The sequence below is a fragment of the Streptomyces sp. R33 genome (genome assembly GCF_041200175.1).
GTDB lineage: Bacteria > Actinomycetota > Actinomycetes > Streptomycetales > Streptomycetaceae > Streptomyces > Streptomyces katrae_B.
In genome coordinates this window covers 5,661,642-5,679,706 of sequence record NZ_CP165727.1, presented here as the reverse complement: position 1 = coordinate 5,679,706, position 18,065 = coordinate 5,661,642, and the positions used below count along the sequence as shown (strand labels likewise).

Below are 18,065 nucleotides of genomic sequence, written 5' to 3'. Positions count from 1 at the left end.
GGCGGAATGCGGCCGAAGACCGGCACCCCCTAGGCCGACATCGGCCGTTGCACCCTGATCGACTGGAGTAGTCCGACCGCGACCCACACCGCGAACATGGACGAGCCTCCGTAGGAGACGAACGGCAGCGGCAGCCCCGCCACCGGCATGATCCCGAGGGTCATCCCGATGTTCTCGAACGCCTGGAAGGCGAACCAGGCGATGATCCCGGCGCACACGATCGTCCCGTACAGCTCGGTGGTCTCGCGGGCGATCATGCAGGCCCGCCAGAGGATGATGCCGAGCAGGACCAGGATCAGCCCGGCGCCGACGAAGCCCAGCTCCTCCCCCGCGACGGTGAAGACGAAGTCGGTCTGCTGCTCCGGCACGAACTGGCCGGTGGTCTGCGAGCCCTTGAAGAGCCCTGAGCCGGTCAGTCCGCCCGAGCCGATCGCGATGCGCGCCTGGTTGGTGTTGTAGCCGACGCCTGCGGGGTCGAGGTCGGGGTTGGCGAAGGCCGCGAAGCGGTTGATCTGGTACTCGTCGAGCACGCCGAGCTGCCAGATCAGGATGGCCCCGGCCGCGCCGGAGCCCATCAGCCCCAGCACCCAGCGGTTGGAGGCGCCGGAGGCGAGCAGGACGCCGAGCACGATGATGACCATGACCATGACGGAGCCGAGGTCGGGCATCAGCATGACGATGCCCATCGGTGCGGCGGCCAGGCACAGCGCCTTGACCACGGTGCGGTGGTCGGGGTGGGCGAGGTCGCCCGCGTCCACCCGGGTGGCCAGGAGCATGGCCATGACCAGGATGATCGTGATCTTCACGAACTCGGAGGGCTGGAGCGAGAAGCCGCCGCCGATCACGATCCACGCGTGGGCGCCGTTGATGGTGGCGCCGAGCGGGGTGAGCACGGCGAGGATGAGCACGAGGGAGAGCCCGTACAGGACCGGCACGGCGCCGCGCAGGGTGCGGTGGCCGAGCCAGACGGTGCCGATCATCAGGACGAGGCCGATGCCGGTGTTCAGGGCGTGCCGGACCAGGAAGTAGTACGGGTCTCCCTGGTTGAGCTGGGTGCGGTTGCGGGTCGCCGACCACACCAGCAGGGCGCCGATGAAGGACAGGGCGAGTGCCGACAGGAGTATCGGCCAGTCGAGCCGGCGCAGCACCGAGTCGCGCGAGGTCAGTCTGGCCATCGCGCCGCGCTCGGGCGCGTACCGGGATACGGAGAACTTGTTGGCGGTCTGCATGTCGGTTTTCGGTCCTCAGTCGTGCCGTGCGGGAGACGGAGACGCGGCGGGCGGCCCGGCGAGCGCGGGGGCCGGCTCCTCCGGCGACGGCGGCACGTACGGCCGGATCTCGGGGGATTCGATGGAGCCGTCGGCGTCGATCTTGGGCAGTTCGGTCTCCGGTCCCAGCAGCAGGGCCTTCTTCAGGTCCTGCTTGCCCTCCATGTCGAGACCGTAGATGGCGTTGTAGAGGTTGCGGACGGCGGGGCCCGAGGCTCCGGAGCCGGTGCCGCCCTGGGAGATCGTCATGACGATCGTGAAGTCCTTGGTGTAGGTCGCCAGCCAGGACGTGGTCTGCTTGCCGTAGACCTGGGCGGTGCCGGTCTTGGCGTGCATCGGGATCTTGTCCATCGGCCAGCCCGTGAACCGCCAGGCGGCGGTGCCGCCGGGCTCGACGACCATGCGCAGGCCCTTGTCCAGGTTGCCGATGGTCTTGGCGTCGATCGGCAGCCTCCCGTGCGCCCGCGGCTTGATCATCTCCACGCGCTTGCCGTCGGGGCTGATCACGGCCTTGCCGACCGTGGGGTCGTAAAGGGTGCCCCCGTTGCTGATCGCGGAGTAGGCGGTGGCCATCTGGATGGGGGTGACGAGCACGTCGCCCTGCCCGATGGCGAAGTTGATGCTGTCGTAGGCCTTCAGCTGATTGCCTTCGAGGCAGCTCTCGTAGGCGATCTGCTCGACGTAGGTGCCGCCCTTCTTGCCCTGCTTGCACCAGGAGTCCTTGTTGGCCTTCCAGAAGCTCTGCTTCCACTTGCGGTCGGGGATACGGCCGGTGACCTCGTTCGGCAGGTCGATGCCGGTCTCGGCGCCGAGTCCGAACTCCCGGGCGGTCCGGTAGAACCAGTCGTGGGCGTCCTTCTTGGGCGAGAGGCCGCCGTCGCGCTGCCACTCCTTGTGCCCGAGGGCGTAGAAGACGGTGTTGCACGAGAACTTGAGGGCTTCGCCCAGGGTGATGGGGCCGTGCCCCTTGGACTCGAAGTTCGCGAAGCTCCGGCCGCCCATGTTGTAGGAGGCGCTGCAGTTGTACTTGCCGTCGAAGTCGTAGCCGGCCCGCACGGCGGCGCTCGCCGACACCACCTTGAAGATGGAGCCGGCGGGGGCCTGGCCCTGGATGGCCCGGTTCAGCAGCGGGTAGTTGGAGTCCTTGCTGGTGAGCCTGGCGTAGTCCTTGCCGGAAATGCCGCCGACCCAGGCGTTGGGGTCGTAGTCGGGCTGGGAGGCCATGGCGACGATCCGGCCGGTCTTGGCCTCCATGACGACGACGGCGCCCGAGTCGGCCTCGTACTTGCGGCCGGTGATGTTGTCGGTCTCGTTGCGGACCACCTTCATCGCCTGCTGGAGCTCGTACTCGGCGACGGCCTGGACCCGGGCGTCGATGCTGGTGACGAGGGTGGCCCCGGCAATGCCCGGATCGGACTTGGTCTGGCCCATGACCCGGCCGAGGTTGTCGACTTCGTACGAGGTGACTTCCGCCTTGCCGCGCAACTGCTTGTCGTAGGTGCGTTCGATCCCGGAGCGGCCGACCTGGTCGGAGCGCAGGTGCGGCGAGTCGGTGTCCTTGGCCTTCTGGATCTCGTCGTCGGTGACCGGCGAGAGGTAGCCGAGCACCTGCGCGGTGCGGGCCCCGCCGGGGGCCGGGTAGCGGCGGACGGCGGTGGGCTCCGCGGTGATGCCGGGGAACTCCTCGGGGCGTTCGCGCAGCTGCAGCGCCTGCTGCGTGGTGGCTTCGAGGGTGACCGGGATCGGCTGGTACGGGGAGCCGTTCCAGCAGGGCGCGGGGGTCTGGGAGTCGCAGAGCCGGACCTTTTCCATGACCTCCTTCGGGCTCATGTCCAGGACGTCGGCGAGACGGGTCATGACGCCCTTGCCCTTGTCCTTCATCTTCATGAGCTTGGTGCGGCTGGCGGAAACGACCAGGCGGGTCTCGTTGTCGGCGAGCGGGATCCCGCGGGCGTCGAGGATCGAGCCGCGCACGGCCGGCTGGACGACCCGCTGGACGTGGTTGCTCTTCGCCTCGTGGTAGTACTCCGCGCCGTCGCGGATCTGGAGGAACCAGAGCCGGCCGCCGAGGGTGAACAGCGTGGAGAAGACGAGGACCTGGATCATCATCAGCCGGATGTGCACCCGCGAGGTGCGGCCGGTTTCCGGATTGTTGGTCACGCCTGCTCCTCCCTCACAGCTTCTTGACGCTCTTCACACCCTTGACCGGCTTGACGCCCTTTATCCGGCCGGCCTTGTTGGCGCGGCTGCGGGCCGTCTTCAGCCGCAGGCCGCCGCGCTGGCTGCCGATGCGCAGGCCGGTGCCGCCGGAGAGCCAGCCGGAGGACACGTCGGCGGTCTTGGCCTGTCCGCCGTTCGCCTCGACGGCCATCGGGTCGTTCTCGGCGCGCCGGGCCAGCGCCATGATGAACGGCACGGTGAACGGGGCGAGCAGCAGGTCGTAGAGGGTCGCCGTGAACAGCAGCCCGGTCAGGCCCACGTGGCGGGCGGCGGTGTCGCCGACGAGGGCGCCCACGCTCGCGTAGAGCAGGGTGGAGCCGATCGCGGCGGCGACGACGGTCAGCATCGGACCCCAGGCGGACCGGAACCGCCCGGAGTCGGGGCGGACCAGGCCGGCGGCGTACCCGATGACGCACAGGACGAGCGCGTACCGCCCGGCGGCGTGGTCGGCGGGCGGGGCCAGGTCGGCGAGGAGTCCGGCGGCGAAGCCGATGAGCGCGCCGCTGAGGTGTCCGTACACGAGGGCGAGGGCGACGACGGTGAGCAGGACCAGGTCGGGTACGGCGCCGGGCAGTTGCAGCCGGCCCAGGACGGAGACCTGGACGACGAGGGCGACCACGACGAGCGTGGCCGAGAGCAGGATCCGGTTGAAGCGCATGAGGGTCAGCTCCTACTCGTCGGCCGGCTTGCCGGGCACGCTGGCGGACGGGGACGGTGACGGGGTGACCGTGACGGTGACCGTCGGGGTTGGCTTCACCTCGGGCTTGGGGGGCAGGACGGCGTCGCGCGGGTCCTCGCGCGGCGGCATGACGACGACGCCGACGATGTCGAGGCGCGAGAAGCCCACGAACGGGCGCACCCAGACGGTGCGGGTCAGGTCGCCGCGCGAGGGGTCGACCTTGACCACCTCGCCGATCGGGACGCCGGGCACGAACGGCTTGTTGCCGCGGGAGCCGAACGTGACGAGCCGGTCGCCGGGGCTGACCTTGGCCTTGCCGTTGAGCATCTGCACGGACAGGGAGCGGTCGCCCTGGCCGGTGGCGAAGCCCAGCTCGCCGGTCTTCTCCAGGCGGGTGCCCACGGTGAAGTCGGGGTCGTTGGCGAGGACGACGGTGGCGGTGTCGGGGCCGACGGTGGCGACCCGGCCGACGAGCCCGTCCCCGTTGAGGACGGTCATGTCGCGTTCGATGCCGTCCTTGCTGCCGGCGTCGATGGTGACGGTCCAGGAGAAGCCCTGGGCCGCTCCTATGGCGATGACCTCGGCGCCCTTGATGCCGTACTGTCCGGCGCCGGCCCGCTTGAGCATCTCGTCGAGCTCGCGGATGCGGCTGCGGGTCTGGTCGTCGCTGCCCAGCTTGGCCTTCAGTGCCGCGTTCTCGCGCTCCAGCACGGCGATGCGGTTGTGGCGCTCTCCGGAGTCCCGTACCGCGCCTATGGCGTTGGCGACCGGGTCGACCGCGGTCGCGACGCCCTCCTCGACCGGGCCGAAGACCGCTGCGGCGGCCTGCCGGGCGCCGTCGACCGGTGACTCCTCGCCTGCCCTGATGTCCACCGTGATCAATGCGAACGCGATGGCGATCAGGAGCACCAGGAGCAGCCGGCTTTCTCGTGTGTCCCTCACGTGCGGCGGCCGTGCCTTCCTCGTCGGAATGTTCTTCGTCTGTATATCAACGATCCGCCGCACGGGCGCGGCAGCACCCGTACGGCGGATCCTTGTGTTCCGCATGGCCCCCGGTCGGGGGTCTTTATCAGCGCCGGGGCTGGGCGTCCAGGACCTGCTGGAGCGCCTCGAACTCCTCCACGCACTTGCCGGAGCCGAGCGCCACGGAGTCGAGCGGGTCCTCGGCGATGTGGATCGGCATGCCCGTCTCGCGGCGCAGCCGCTCGTCGAGCCCGCGCAGCAGGGCGCCGCCGCCGGTCAGGACGATGCCGCGGTCCATGATGTCGCCGGAGAGCTCCGGCGGGCACTTGTCGAGGGTCGTCTTGACCGCGTCGACAATGGCGTTGACCGGCTCCTCGATGGCCTTGCGGACCTCGGCTGCGGAGATCACGACCGTCTTGGGGAGTCCGGAGACCAGGTCCCGGCCGCGGATCTCGGTGTGCTCGTCCTTGTCGAGGTCGTAGGCCGACCCGATGGTGATCTTGATCTGCTCCGCGGTCCGCTCACCGAGGAGGAGGGAGTACTCCTTCTTGATGTGCTGGATGATCGCGTTGTCGAGCTCGTCGCCGGCCACCCGGATGGACTGCGCCGTGACGATTCCGCCGAGGGAGATGACGGCGACCTCGGTGGTGCCGCCGCCGATGTCCACGACCATGTTGCCGGTGGCCTCGTGGACGGGCAGGCCCGAGCCGATGGCGGCGGCCATGGGCTCCTCGATGATGTGCACCTGGCGGGCGCCGGCCTGCGTGGACGCCTCGATGACGGCGCGCCGCTCCACTCCCGTGATGCCGGAGGGAACGCAGACCACGACGCGCGGACGGGCCAGGTAGCGGCGCTTGTGGATCTTGAGGATGAAGTACCGGAGCATACGCTCGGTGATCTCGAAGTCGGCGATCACGCCGTCCTTGAGGGGCCTTACGGCGACGATGTTGCCGGGCGTCCGCCCGATCATCTTCTTCGCCTCGGAGCCGACCGCCAGGATGCCGCCGGTGTTCGTGTTGATGGCGACCACGGACGGCTCGTTCAGGACGATCCCCCGGCCCCTCACGTACACCAGCGTGTTGGCGGTCCCGAGGTCGATCGCCATGTCACGGCCGATGAACGACATGTTGTTCCCCTTGTTCCCCATGAGGAGCGTCTGGCCTTCCAGTTGATAGCGGCTGCTGTCAGGTCGGCGAGGTGGGTGTGTGGGTGGAGGCCCCATCGTAGTGCCGCAAGTATGAACACCGCGCGACGGGACTCCGGCAATCCCGCCGGAACGGAAACCCGCCCCCTTAGTGGTGACGACGTGTCCTGCCCATGCGTTCCCGCAAGTGCCCGGCAATACCGAAGGGCGACCGAAATTACTTCGGTCGCCCCAGGTCATGAGCGCTATTCGGCTGATGTTACGTCAGGAAGGACTCATCCGAGGGTGGGGAAGAACAGCTTCAGCTCGCGCTCGGCGGACTCCTCGGAGTCCGAGGCGTGGATGAGGTTCTCCCGGGTGATGGTGCCGAAGTCCCCCCGGATGGAGCCGGGCGCCGCGGCGATCGGGTCAGTGGGTCCGGCCAGCTGGCGGACACCCTCGATCACGCGTTCCCCTTCCACCACGAGGACCACGACCGGGCCGCTCGCCATGAAGCCCATGAGGGGCTCGTAGAACGGGCGACCCACGTGCTCGGCGTAGTGCTGCTCCAGGATGCTCCGGTCGAGCGTACGCAGCTCCAGCGCCGGGATGCTCCAGCCGGCCTTGCGCTCGATGCGGCCGATGATCTCGCCCACCAGGCCACGCCTGACCGCGTCCGGCTTGAGCAGGACGAGCGTGCGCTGGGTCATGTTGTAACTCCTTGCGGCAAACGGGTGCGGTTACCCGAGGCTACAGGGGCCGGGCACGGCGGGCGCACGGGCCCGTCAGGCCTGCGCCTCGCTCTGCGCGGCCCAGCGGGCCTTGATCGCGTCGATCTTGCCGCCGTAGTGCACCGAGCACCACCACAGCCCCGCGAACACCGCACCGAGGAAGAACATCATCGGGACGACGAACCCGCTCAGGATCAGGCCGATCTGCAGGGCCCAGCCGATCTGCACCGCGCCCGGGCGCGACAGCATCCCGCACAGCAGCACCGACAGCAGCATGGCGACCCCGCACACCGTCCAGACCGTGGCCTGGGTCAGATCCGGGTTCTTCATGGCGACCAGCCCCGCGAAACCGATCACGAAGAACTCGCCGATCAGCGTCGAAGCACACAGCGTGCGCATCCCTCAGCCCCTCTTCAGCAGCAGGCGGGCCTCGCCCACCGTGATCACGGAACCGGTCACCAGGACCCCGGCCCCTCCGTATTCGGCCTCTTCCTCCGCGAGGGTGATCGCCGCCTCCAGGGCGTCGTCCAGCCGCGGCTCCACCTGCACCCGGTCGGGCCCGAAGACCTCGACCGCGACCGCCGCCAGCTCGTCCGCGGACATCGCCCGGTGGCTGGAGTTCTCCGTGACGACGACCTCCGCGAAGATCGGCTCGAAGGCCTCCAGGACCCCCTTGACGTCCTTGCCCTCGCTCGCGGCCATGACGCCGATCAGCCGGCTGAAGCCGAAGGCCTCGGTCACCGCTTCCGCCGTGACCTGCGCGCCCGCCGGGTTGTGCGCCGCGTCCAGGACCACCGTCGGGCTGCGCCGCACGACCTCCATCCGGCCCGGCGAGGTCACCGAGGCGAAGGCCCTGCGCACGGTCTCCAGGTCCAGCTCCCGCGACTGCTCCGCGCCGACGCCGAAGAAGGCCTCGACCGCCGCCAGCGCGACCGCCGCGTTGTGCGCCATGTGCGCCCCGTACAGCGGCAGGAAGATGCCGTCGTACTCGCCGCCCACGCCGCGCAGCGTCAGCATCTGCCCGCCGACCGCCACCTCGCGCGCGACGACGCCGAACTCCATGCCCTCGCGGGCCACCGTCGCGTCGACCTCGACGGCCTTCTTGAGCAGCACCTGCGCCGCGTCCACCGGCTGCTGCGCCAGGATCACGGTGGCGTCCTGCTTGATGACGCCGCCCTTCTCCTGGGCGATCTCGCCGGGCGTGGCGCCGAGGCGGTCGGTGTGGTCCAGGCTGATCGGGGTGATCACCGCGACCGAGCCGTCGATCACGTTCGTCGCGTCCCAGGTGCCGCCCATGCCGACCTCGACGACGGCCGCGTCGACGGGGGCGTCCGCGAAGGCCGCGTACGCCATGCCGGTGAGCACCTCGAAGAAGGACAGCCGGAACTCCTCGGAGGCGTCGACCATCTCCACGTACGGCTTGATGTCGTAGTACGTCTCGATGAAGCGCTCGGCGCTGATCGGCGCCCCGTCCAGGCTGATCCGCTCGGTGACCGACTGCACGTGCGGGCTGGTGTAGCGGCCGGTGCGCAGCTCGAAGGCGTTCAGCAGGGCCTCGATCATGCGGGCGGTGCTGGTCTTGCCGTTGGTGCCGGTGACGTGGATGGAGGGGTACGCGCGCTGCGGTTCGCCGAGGACGTCCATCAGTGCGGCGATCCGGGTGACGGACGGCTCCAGCTTGGTCTCGCCCCAGCGGGTGGCGAGCTCCTGCTCCACCTCCTGCAGTGCCCTCGCGACCTCCGGGTCGAGGGGGTGCGCGGAGACCGGGTCGCCCTGGGGCGGACCGGCCTGGGCGCGCAGGGTGCGGCTGCCGGCCTCGATCACCGCCAGGTCGGGGTCGCGGTCGGACTCTTCGGCCACGATCCGTTCGAAGAGATCGGAGGTCTCGTCGCGGTCGTCGGGTCCGTTGTTCTCGGGCTGCTGCTCACTCACGGGGCCAGTCTACGGACGGGGAGCCCGGGGACTTTCGACCCGGCCGTTTCGGGACGTTCGGCGCCCGGTGCGACCTGATCGTCATGCAGGCCTTGCGGGCAGGAGACAGGGGAACAAATGCCCCAGGCCGGCAGTACCTGCCCGCGGCCGTCCCCGGCTATCCGCGCGGGAGGGTGGCCACCACCGTGTACGAGCCCTCCGCGCGCGTCGCCGTCAGGGTTCCGCCCAGGCTGCGCACGCGCTCGGACATGCTCGCCGTGCCCGAGCCGGCCGAGACCGCCGCGCGCGTCGGCGTACGGGCGGGCAGGCCGTTGCTGACCGCGATCCGCAGCTGCGGCCCGTCCGCCTCGATCGACACGTCGACGGTCTCCCCGCCGGCGTGCTTGGCCGCGTTGGTCAGGCACTCCTGCACCACCCGGTACACCGCGGCCTGCCGCAGCGGCGACAGCCCGTGCACCTGCGGATCCAGCGCCAGCCGCACGGGCGAACCGGCCCGCCCGCTCTCCTCCGCGAGGGCCGGCAGCCCGTCCACTCCCGGGGTGGCGGCCCGCTCCCCGCGCTGGACGATGATCTCGTTGAGCACCAGATGGGCCCGGCGCGCGGTGTCGGCCAGCTCCTCGAAGTCCTTGGCGTGCGCCGACTGGCGCGCCCGCACCGACAGCACCTCGGAGCGCACCGTCAGCAGCGTCAGCTCCCGGCCGACGAAGTCGTGGACGTCGCGGGCGACCGAGGTGCGCTCCTGCTGGACCGCCTGCAGGACGGCCGATTCGGCCCGCCGGGCGGCCAGCTCGCGCACCAGGTCGTGCCGGTAGGCGGCGATGCCGACGGCCGAGGCGAGCACCCCGATCGGCACGACCAGGCTCAGGAACGAGCTGAGCGACTGGGCCTGCGGCTCGGGCCAGCCCGGGACGCTGAAGACGATCAGCGAGAAGGCGATGTACCCCAGGGTGGCGAGGACCGCGGGCCGGCGCCCCCGGTAGCGGCCGACCGAGTAGAGCGCGAACTGGATCAGCGTCAGCTCGTGCAGCCAGCCGATGAAGAGCAGCGCGGTGAGGTACGAGACCCAGGGCGCCCGGCGGCGCACCACCAGGCTCGAGCACCCGGCGGTGAGCACGACGGCCGCCATCGGGCCGCTGAGCGAGTTGTCCGCGGCGGCCAGGCCCGGCAGGTCCAGTGCCATCAGGCCGAGGCAGCTGAGTGCGGTGAGCACGTCAAGCGCCCGGGGAGACCCGGCCCAGCTCTCGGCGAGCCGGCGGCCGGTGGCCGCGGCCCGGCGGAGCGCCGGGGCGACGGGCGGGACGTGCATGCCTTCCATCATCCGTGCTCGCCGAGGGCGATCGGATCAGCCCGCCGGTCCGAAAACGTGATGTCCGACACTCCGGACAACTCGGGACACAACTCTCAGGGCGCGGGATCGGTGCCCGGACCCGCGTAGTCGGAGCCGAAGCAGGACCGGATCTCCCGCTCGGTGTCCGGGCGCCCCGCGAAGTTGAGCCGGGACTCCTCCTCCTTGGGGGCGGCCTTGGGGTCGGAGTCGAAGTAGACCGACCACCAGTAGACGCCCGCCATCTTCCGCTCCCGGACGACCTGGCACACCGCCTTGTACCAATTGGCCTGCACCGCGGGGTTCAGCCTTCGCTTCGCGTAGAAGTCCCCGGGGGCGTGGAAGGCGCCGTCCATGGCGCTGATGCCCGCCTCGGCGAGCACGATCCGCGGCAGCGGGCCCTTGCTCTTCTTGTCGAGCCAGCTGCTCCAGCCGTCGACGAGCTGGTCGACGGGAGCGTCGTCGGCGACCTTGACGGGGAAGTACGCGTCGACACCGAGCCGCTTGACGGGCACGTCGATGTGGCCGCCCACGTAGTTGTCCCAGTTCGCGTCGTAGGACACCTCGCCCTTGAACCGCTTCTCGGCCGCAGCGATCAGGCCCTTCCAGCCCGGGTGGCCCTCCATCGAGTTCAGCTCGGTGCCGATCACGAACGTCGCCGCCTGCTGCCGCTGCGCCGCGTCGAGGTACGGGCCGAGCAGGGCTTCGTACGCATCGAACCAGGCCTCCTTGTCGGTCGGCTTGATGTTGCCGCGCCAGCCCTCCGGCGGGACGAGCGCCGCCTCGTCCAGCGTCGGGCGGACGGTGGTGCGCAGTCCGGCCTCGCGGAAGACCCGCAGCACCGTCTCGAGGTGCTCGGGCGTCGGGGTGTTCTTGCCGGCCGCGAGCTTCGTCGAGGTGCGGCCCTCCGTGTAGAAGGGGAACGAGACGGCGACCGCATTGGCCTTCAAGCCGACGAGGTAGTCGGCCTGCTCGCGCGCCTTCTTCTCGACGTACGCGTCGCTGTGCTCCTTCTTGTCCTCCCAGAAGATCTGGACGCCCCACTCGGGCATCCCCGCCTTCCAGGGCTTGTCCACCTTCGGCGGGGGCCCGGCGGGCTTCGGCTGCTCGGCCGGTCCGCCGCCCCCGCCGGCGAGGACGGTCTCGTCGCCGTGACCCTTGGCGGGGGTGGAGTCGTGCAGGACCAGGATCGGCTTGGCCGAGCCGAACCTCCAGCGCAGGGGGTGGTCGCCGATCACGAAGGGCAGGCCGAGGACCAGGGAGGTCACGGTCACCGGGAGGATCGCGAGCAGGGGGACCTTGGAACGCTTCGTCACGAGGGCTCTCGGTTTCTCAGGCGGGCTTGGCGATGACGACGAACTTGTTCTCCTCGCGCTTGATGAACTTGATCAGCCCGCGCAGGCCGCCGAGTCCTTCCAGCACGGAGAACAGCGGGATGAGGCCGAGCACCGCGAACGGCTCCCACCAACGGCGCTTGCCGTTCGCCGAGACCAGGGCGTTGAGCCGCAGCCCCTCCCAGTAGGTCCAGATGACGTACGCGAAGCTGAGCGACCACATGATCACGACGGACTGGGTCACGGGCGAGGTGTTGAAATCGCCGATGAACCAGGCCACGAGGAGCACGGTCGCGACGTGCTGGAGCGGGCCGAGGACCCAGCTGACCATGCACAGCATCAGGAACCAGCGGTACCGGAACGGCACCGTGCGGTTGAAGCAGAGCGCGACCAGCCCCCACGCCCAGCGCTCGCGCTGCTTGATGAAGTCCCTGGTGGTGGCCGGGGAGGCGCCGTAGCAGCGGCCGTTGAACCAGTCGCTGCGGCCCGGGTACTTGCGGCAGAACGTCAGCGCCAGCTGGGCGTCCTCGACGATGGCCTTGGGGCCGAAGTCCCAGCCGATCGTCGCCTCGATGGAGGCGCGCAGCAGCAGCAGTTCGCCGTGCACGCCGGCGACGGGGGTGCCGAGACCGGTGAAGGCCCGGAAGCGGGCTATGTCGTCGGCGGGACGGACCGCGTCGGCGAGCCAGGTGAAGCGGTTGACGGCGTTCTCGCGCGGGTAGGCGAGGATGCCCTGCGCCATGTGCTTGCCCTCATCGCCGTCCCGGCGCTGGCGGTTGACGAACTGGGCCATGGACGCGGCGGTGTCGGGGCCGACCCCGGTGTCGTCGTCCATGTGCAGCACCCAGACGTCGTCGAGGGCCTCGCCCTCGTCGATCCGCAGCTCGTGCGCGTAGTGGTTGGCGCGGGCCTTGAAGCGGGTCCCGTTCGCCGTCTCGTACACCTTGGGCACGGTGACCACGCGGATCAGGGGGTTCATCGCGGCCAGGTCGTCGATCCGCCCGGCCGCCTCGCAGCCCTCCTCCGTGAGCACGTCGACCCGCATGTACGGGAAGTACGGCGGGAGGTGCTCCACGTAGCTGAGGACCGACCGCTCCAGCGCCGGGTACGTGTCGTGGCGGCCGATGGTCGGCACGAGCACGATGAGGAAGTCCTCCTCCACCGGCGCCGGCGGGACCATCTCGTGTGCCTTGCGCAGGCGGCGCCGGATCAGCAGCACGCCCTGGAAGCCGACCATGACGCCGATGGCGGGCAGCGACCAGATCACCGACAGCGTCCAGCCCAGCGGGGTCGGGTTCGGCTCGAACACCCACAGGCCGAAGCTGACGAGGACCAGGAAGGGCAGCAGGAAGGCCAGCACGCTGGGCTTCCAGTCGGCATGGCGCTGCACCAGTTTCGCATCGCGACGGGACGTCGTCACGACCTCTTGTACGGGGGCGAGGGTCATGGGAAGGGTCCTTCGGGGTTCCTACTGCTGTTGCGGAGGCGACTGCTGGGGCTGTTGGGGCTGCTGCGGCCAGGCGGGCCGACCGCCGTACGGACCGGGCCCGTAACCGGGCTGCGGCTGCTGGGGCTGGGACTGCGGCTGCTGGGGCCGGGACTGCGGCTGCTGGGGCTGCGGCTGGGCGTACCCCGTCTGCGGCACCTGGGACCCGGGCTGCGCCGGGTAGGACGGCGCGGGCCCGAACCCGCGCTGCGGCTGCGGCGGTTGAGGCGCCTGCGGCACCTGCTGCTGCGGGAACTGCGGCTGCTGCTGCACCTGCTGGGCGGCCGCGCGCTGGGCCTGCTCGTGGGCCTGCCGGGCCTCGTGCGCCTGCTGGGTCCAGGGGTTCACCGGGGGCTGCCAGGGCTCGTACGCGGCGAAGTCCCGCAGCAGCAGGACGATGAGGGCGCCGGTCACGAGGACGCCGACGGCGAAGGTCGCCAGCTTCAGCCCGCCCTGGAGGGTCGAGGTGAAGTAGTCGGTCTGCTTCTCGTCGAACAGCGCGCCCGTCAGGCTGCGCACCCGGTTGTAGCCCTCGATGGCGGCGCCGCCGATGATGATGCCGCGCCCGAGGGTGTTCCCGCGCAGGACGAGAAGGCCGCCCGCCACATAGACGACACCCCAGTTGAGGTTGAACGTCTCGGCCGCTCCGGAGCCGTCGCCTATGCCGTAGTAGACGATGCCCTGCAGGAAGTCGACGACGCCGACCTGCCAGAAACAGTTGTACAGGGCCCACAGGAGCAGGACCCCTGCCCATCCCATGGCCACGAAGGCTGCCACGCGGTGGGGACGTGGCGTTAACGCGCTCAACTTCACTCCTCTTCGGATGAACCGTCGTGCAAGGCGAGCCATTGCACTCCGGCGGGGCCCGATGCACGGCCGCCGGTGATCGTCTTGGGGTCGTTGTAGGTCTGCTGCACGTCCGCCGGGGAGTTCTTCGCCGTGAGCCCGTCGCCCCACACGGTCCACAGCACCCACGGGGCCTTGTCGAGCGTCGTGCGCTGCGCCGCTCCCAGCGGCACGTGGAAGGACTCCGCGAGGATCCGCGGCTTGCCGTAGTCCGCGAGGCCGCGGTGCCACGTCGACGTCCAGGCGGCCGGGTCGAAGGGGGCGTCCGGCGTTCCGCTGTAGTCGTCGACGCCGACCACGTCCACGTACTCGCCGCCCGGGTAGAAGTCCCAGGGTTCACTGCCGTGGACGCCGTCCCACGCCGTGGGGGCCCACACGAAGATCAGGTTGTGCAGTCCCCGGGAGCCCACCAGGTAGTGGTAGAGCAACTCCCAGAGGGCCGTGTACTGCTGGGGCTTCAGGCCGGCCCACCAGAAGCTCTGCTCCCCGCCGAGCGAGTTCATCTCGTGGTACGGGCGCAGCAGTACGGGTACGTCGTGCGCGGCCAGGTAGCCGAGGTGGTCCGCGAGGAAGGACAGGTCGAGCAGGAGCGCCGCGTGCTCGGGGGAACCGGGGGTGAGCACCCGGTCGATCCAGCCAGGGTCCTTCGCGGAGGGTGCGTTGCGGCGCAGGGTCTGGTCGTAGCTCTTGACCGGGCTGCCCGGCCACGGCTGGTGGAACGACATCCCGACCAGGCCCGCGGGCGCGCCTCCGTTGGCCGGCAGCACGGTCTTGGTGCCGTTCCAGAGACGTTCGGTGCCGGTCGGGTTGTACGAGCCGTCGTCCTTGCGGGGCAGCCCGTGCCAGACGCCCATGGCGAGGTCGACGACGTCGTTGGTGTAGGTCCAGAACTCGCGGCGGGCGGGCCAGGCGGCTCGCGAGTAGTCCCGCGCCTCGCCCACGCCCCAGCTCTCCTGCTGGTACCCGGGGCCCAGGTCCAGTTCGAGGAAGGCCGGCAGCTTCCCGGTGATGTCCTGGGGCTTGCGGTAGTAGTAGCCGGGCGGTTTTGGACCGGTGTGGTCGCCGTACTCCGGGTTGTACCGCTCGTTGTGCACCTCGGCGTGCTGGCCGATGAGGGTGCCGCGGCGCCGGCCGGCCCGGGCGTCCGCCTCCAGCCCGGCCAGTAATCGGTAGACGGACCGGGCCGGTTCGGAGGCTTTGGGGTCCCGCGACAGCAGGTCCTTCTGGAGTCCGGCGGCGGGCGCGCGCGAGGTGCTGAACGCCGCCACTCCGGCGAGGGCGCCGCCCGTGGCCGCGGTGGCGGCCGCCCCGAGGAGGAGATTGCGGCGCTTCAGCTCGCGGCTCAGGGCCGGGCGGCCCGGCACGTCACGACCCCACACTCCGAGACCCCCCTCGGTCGACAGCCGGCCGACGATGGCCCCCGCCCAACGCACGGAACCCCTGGGGCCGTTGTCACCCTACGCGTAGGCCCCCGAGCGAGGTACTCGGGGGCCGAAGGTTCACCGTATGTACGTGTGGTTCACCGTTTGTACGTGTTACGCGGCGGGCAGCGTCTCCAGCTGTGCCTGGATCCGGGCGATGTCCGCCTCGGCCTTGGTCAGCCGACCCTTGATCTTGTCCACGACGTTGTCGGGCGCCTTGGCCAGGAAGGCCTCGTTCCCGAGCTTCGCCTCGGCCTGCTGCTTCTCCTTCTCCGCGGCCGCGAGGTCCTTGGAGAGGCGCTTGCGCTCGGCGGCCACGTCGATCGTGCCCGACAGGTCGAGCGCGACCGTGGCGCCGGCGACCGGGAGGGTCGCGGTGGCGCTGAAGGAATCGCCCTCGGGCTGCAGCCGCAGCACCTGGCGGATGGCGGCCTCGTGGGCGGCCAGCACGGTGCCGGTCAGGTCCAGGCGGGCCGGGACCTTCTGCTTGTCGTCGAGGCCCTGCTCCTTGCGGAACCGGCGGACCTCCTTGGTGAGGGTCTGGATGCTCCCGATCTCGGCCTCGGCGGCCTCGTCGCGGAAACCGCTGTCCTTCGGCCAGTCGGCGATGACCAGCGACTCACGCCCGGTGAGGGTGGTCCACAGGGTCTCGGTGACGAACGGGACCACCGGGTGCAGCAGGCGCAGCATGACGTCGAGGACCTCGCCGAGGACCCGGGCGGAGACCTTGGCCTGCTCGCCGCCCGCGAAGAACGTCGTCTTCGACAGCTCGACGTACCAGTCGAAGACCTCGTCCCACGCGAAGTGGTAGAGCGCCTCGCTGAGCTTCGAGAACTGGAAGTCCTCGTAGTACGCGTCGACCTGAGCGACCGTCTTGTTCAGGCGGGACAGGATCCAGCGGTCGGTGGCCGACAGCTGCTCGGCCGGCGGCAGCTCGCCCTCGATCGTGGCGCCGTTCATCAGCGCGAAGCGCGTGGCGTTCCAGATCTTGTTGGCGAACTTGCTGGAGGCCTGGACCCAGTCCTCGCCGATCGGGACGTCGGTTCCGGGGTTGGCGCCCTTGGCCAGGGTGAACCGGACGGCGTCGGAGCCGTACTTGTCCATCCAGTCCAGCGGGTCGACGACGTTGCCGAAGGACTTCGACATCTTCTTGCCGCGCTCGTCGCGGACCAGGCCGGTCAGCGCGATCGTCTTGAACGGGACCTCGCCGTCCATGGCGTACAGGCCGAACATCATCATCCGGGCGACCCAGAAGAAGATGATGTCGTGGCCCGTGAGCAGGACGTCGGTGGAGTAGAACTTCGCCAGGTCCGGGGTCTTCGCCGGCCAGCCGAGCGTGGAGAAGGGCCACAGGCCGGAGGAGAACCAGGTGTCGAGGACGTCGGTGTCCTGCGTCCAGCCCTCGCCGGTCGGCGCCTCGTCGTCCGGGCCGAGGCAGACGACCTCGCCGTCCGGGCCGTACCAGACCGGAATGCGGTGGCCCCACCACAGCTGGCGCGAGATGCACCAGTCGTTGAGGTTGTCGACCCAGTCGAAGTAGCGCTTCTCCATCTCCTGCGGGTGGATCGCGACCCGGCCGTCGCGGACCGCGTCACCCGCGGCCTTGGCGAGGGTCTCGACCTTGACCCACCACTGGAGCGAGAGGCGCGGCTCGACGGTGGTGCTGCAGCGCGAGCAGTGCCCGACGGAGTGCACGTACGGGCGCTTCTCGGCGACGATCCGGCCCTGCTGGCGCAGCGCGCCGACGACCGCGGAGCGGGCCTCGAAGCGGTCCAGGCCGAGGAAGGGGCCGTGGACGGTGATGACGCCGTGCTCATCCATGATCGTCATGGAGGGCAGGCCGTGGCGCTGGCCGATCGCGAAGTCGTTCGGGTCGTGCGCCGGGGTCACCTTGACGGCGCCGGTGCCGAACTCCGGGTCGACGTGCGTGTCGGCGACGACCGGGATGGTCCGGTCGGTCAGCGGCAGCTTGATCTGCTTGCCGATGAGGTGCGCGTACCGCTCGTCGTCCGGGTGGACGGCCACGGCGGTGTCACCGAGCATCGTCTCGGCGCGCGTGGTGGCGACGACGAGGGTGTCCTCACCCTCGCCGTACTTGATCGAGACGAGCTCGCCCGCGTCCTCCTGGTACTCCACCTCGATGTCGGAGATGGCCGTCAGGCAGCGGGGGCACCAGTTGATGATGCGCTCGGCACGGTAGATCAGACCGTCGTCGAAGAGCTTCTTGAAGATCGTCTGGACGGCCTTGGAGAGGCCCTCGTCCATGGTGAACCGCTCGCGCGACCAGTCGACGCCGTCGCCGAGGCGGCGCATCTGGCCGAGGATCTTGCCGCCGTACTCTTCCTTCCACTGCCAGACGCGCTCGACGAACTCCTCGCGGCCCAGGTCGTGGCGGGACTTGCCCTCCTCGGCGAGCTGCTGCTCGACCTTGTTCTGGGTGGCGATACCGGCGTGGTCCATGCCGGGCAGCCACAGGGACTCGTAGCCCTGCATGCGCTTGCGGCGGGTGAGCGCGTCCATGAGCGTGTGCTGGAAGGCGTGCCCCAGGTGCAGGGAGCCGGTGACGTTCGGCGGCGGGATGACGATGGTGTAAGCGGGCTTCTCGCTCGCGGCATCGGCCGTGAAGTACCCACGCTCTACCCAGCGCTCGTAGAGCTTCCCCTCTACCTCGGCCGGAGCGTACGCGGTCGGCAGTTCGGAGTCGGGGCTGCTGGGTGTCTGCGTGTTCTCGGTCACGA

At 70.0% G+C, this 18,065-nt stretch carries 14 protein-coding genes; all 14 read right to left on the bottom strand.

The window, feature by feature from the left end; genetic code table 11:
- Positions 1–29: 29 nt before the first annotated feature.
- The 14 genes from rodA to AB5J51_RS25945 all read right to left on the bottom strand — a co-directional run bounded on the left by rodA (position 30) and on the right by AB5J51_RS25945 (position 18,063).
- On the bottom strand, positions 30–1,229 hold the full coding sequence (rodA, locus tag AB5J51_RS26010; protein WP_053786829.1) for a rod shape-determining protein RodA: 1,200 nt from the start codon (positions 1,227–1,229) through the stop codon (positions 30–32).
- 15 nt (positions 1,230–1,244) lie between these two features.
- The gene (mrdA, locus tag AB5J51_RS26005; protein ID WP_136224863.1) at positions 1,245–3,428 is read right to left on the bottom strand and encodes a penicillin-binding protein 2; all 2,184 of its coding nucleotides are present in this window, start codon (positions 3,426–3,428) and stop codon (positions 1,245–1,247) included.
- A 13-nt stretch (positions 3,429–3,441) separates the two neighbouring features.
- Complete coding sequence (mreD, locus tag AB5J51_RS26000) at positions 3,442–4,146, bottom strand: rod shape-determining protein MreD (protein WP_053786831.1); 705 nt, start codon at positions 4,144–4,146, stop codon at positions 3,442–3,444.
- A gap of 12 nt (positions 4,147–4,158) precedes the next feature.
- Positions 4,159–5,109, bottom strand: a complete 951-nt coding sequence (gene mreC, locus AB5J51_RS25995; RefSeq protein ID WP_369778766.1) for a rod shape-determining protein MreC — start codon at positions 5,107–5,109, stop codon at positions 4,159–4,161.
- A 127-nt stretch (positions 5,110–5,236) separates the two neighbouring features.
- Complete coding sequence (locus tag AB5J51_RS25990) at positions 5,237–6,256, bottom strand: rod shape-determining protein (RefSeq protein WP_008738981.1); 1,020 nt, start codon at positions 6,254–6,256, stop codon at positions 5,237–5,239.
- Between the two features lie 293 nt (positions 6,257–6,549).
- Positions 6,550–6,963 (bottom strand): nucleoside-diphosphate kinase, encoded by a 414-nt coding sequence (ndk, locus tag AB5J51_RS25985; protein ID WP_053786833.1) that lies wholly within the window; start codon positions 6,961–6,963, stop codon positions 6,550–6,552.
- 75 nt (positions 6,964–7,038) lie between these two features.
- Positions 7,039–7,383, bottom strand: coding sequence for a DUF4233 domain-containing protein (locus AB5J51_RS25980; protein WP_030297248.1), 345 nt, complete (start codon positions 7,381–7,383; stop codon positions 7,039–7,041).
- A gap of 3 nt (positions 7,384–7,386) precedes the next feature.
- Positions 7,387–8,916 carry a folylpolyglutamate synthase/dihydrofolate synthase family protein gene (locus tag AB5J51_RS25975; protein ID WP_053786834.1) on the bottom strand — a complete coding sequence of 510 codons (1,530 nt, stop codon included), beginning with the start codon at positions 8,914–8,916 and terminating at the stop codon, positions 7,387–7,389.
- Positions 8,917–9,073: 157 nt separating this feature from the next.
- The gene (locus AB5J51_RS25970) at positions 9,074–10,222 is read right to left on the bottom strand and encodes a sensor histidine kinase (RefSeq protein ID WP_369778765.1); all 1,149 of its coding nucleotides are present in this window, start codon (positions 10,220–10,222) and stop codon (positions 9,074–9,076) included.
- Positions 10,223–10,317: 95 nt separating this feature from the next.
- Positions 10,318–11,556, bottom strand: a complete 1,239-nt coding sequence (locus AB5J51_RS25965) for a hypothetical protein (protein ID WP_369778764.1) — start codon at positions 11,554–11,556, stop codon at positions 10,318–10,320.
- Positions 11,557–11,572: 16 nt separating this feature from the next.
- The gene (locus AB5J51_RS25960; RefSeq protein WP_369778763.1) at positions 11,573–13,021 is read right to left on the bottom strand and encodes a glycosyltransferase family 2 protein; all 1,449 of its coding nucleotides are present in this window, start codon (positions 13,019–13,021) and stop codon (positions 11,573–11,575) included.
- A gap of 21 nt (positions 13,022–13,042) precedes the next feature.
- Entirely contained in the window at positions 13,043–13,819 is a 777-nt protein-coding gene (locus AB5J51_RS25955; RefSeq protein ID WP_369778762.1) for a hypothetical protein, read from the bottom strand.
- 50 nt (positions 13,820–13,869) lie between these two features.
- Complete coding sequence (locus tag AB5J51_RS25950; protein WP_369778761.1) at positions 13,870–15,270, bottom strand: glycoside hydrolase family 26 protein; 1,401 nt, start codon at positions 15,268–15,270, stop codon at positions 13,870–13,872.
- A gap of 171 nt (positions 15,271–15,441) precedes the next feature.
- Positions 15,442–18,063: a valine--tRNA ligase gene (locus tag AB5J51_RS25945; RefSeq protein WP_136224868.1), complete on the bottom strand. Its 2,622-nt coding sequence runs from the start codon at positions 18,061–18,063 to the stop codon at positions 15,442–15,444.
- Positions 18,064–18,065 lie beyond the last annotated feature (2 nt).

Bases quoted from the DNA above. Each gene is read 5' to 3' on its own strand.
- AB5J51_RS25990 (WP_008738981.1), bottom strand. From the start codon at position 6,256: ATGTCGTTCATCGGCCGTGACATGGCGATCGACCTCGGGACCGCCAAC.
- AB5J51_RS25980 (WP_030297248.1), bottom strand. From the start codon at position 7,383: ATGCGCACGCTGTGTGCTTCGACGCTGATCGGCGAGTTCTTCGTGATC.
- ndk (WP_053786833.1), bottom strand. From the start codon at position 6,963: ATGACCCAGCGCACGCTCGTCCTGCTCAAGCCGGACGCGGTCAGGCGT.
- AB5J51_RS25960 (WP_369778763.1), bottom strand. From the start codon at position 13,021: ATGACCCTCGCCCCCGTACAAGAGGTCGTGACGACGTCCCGTCGCGAT.
- AB5J51_RS25955 (WP_369778762.1), bottom strand. From the start codon at position 13,819: ATGGGATGGGCAGGGGTCCTGCTCCTGTGGGCCCTGTACAACTGTTTC.
- mreD (WP_053786831.1), bottom strand. From the start codon at position 4,146: ATGCGCTTCAACCGGATCCTGCTCTCGGCCACGCTCGTCGTGGTCGCC.
- AB5J51_RS25970 (WP_369778765.1), bottom strand. From the start codon at position 10,222: ATGCACGTCCCGCCCGTCGCCCCGGCGCTCCGCCGGGCCGCGGCCACC.
- rodA (WP_053786829.1), bottom strand. From the start codon at position 1,229: ATGCAGACCGCCAACAAGTTCTCCGTATCCCGGTACGCGCCCGAGCGC.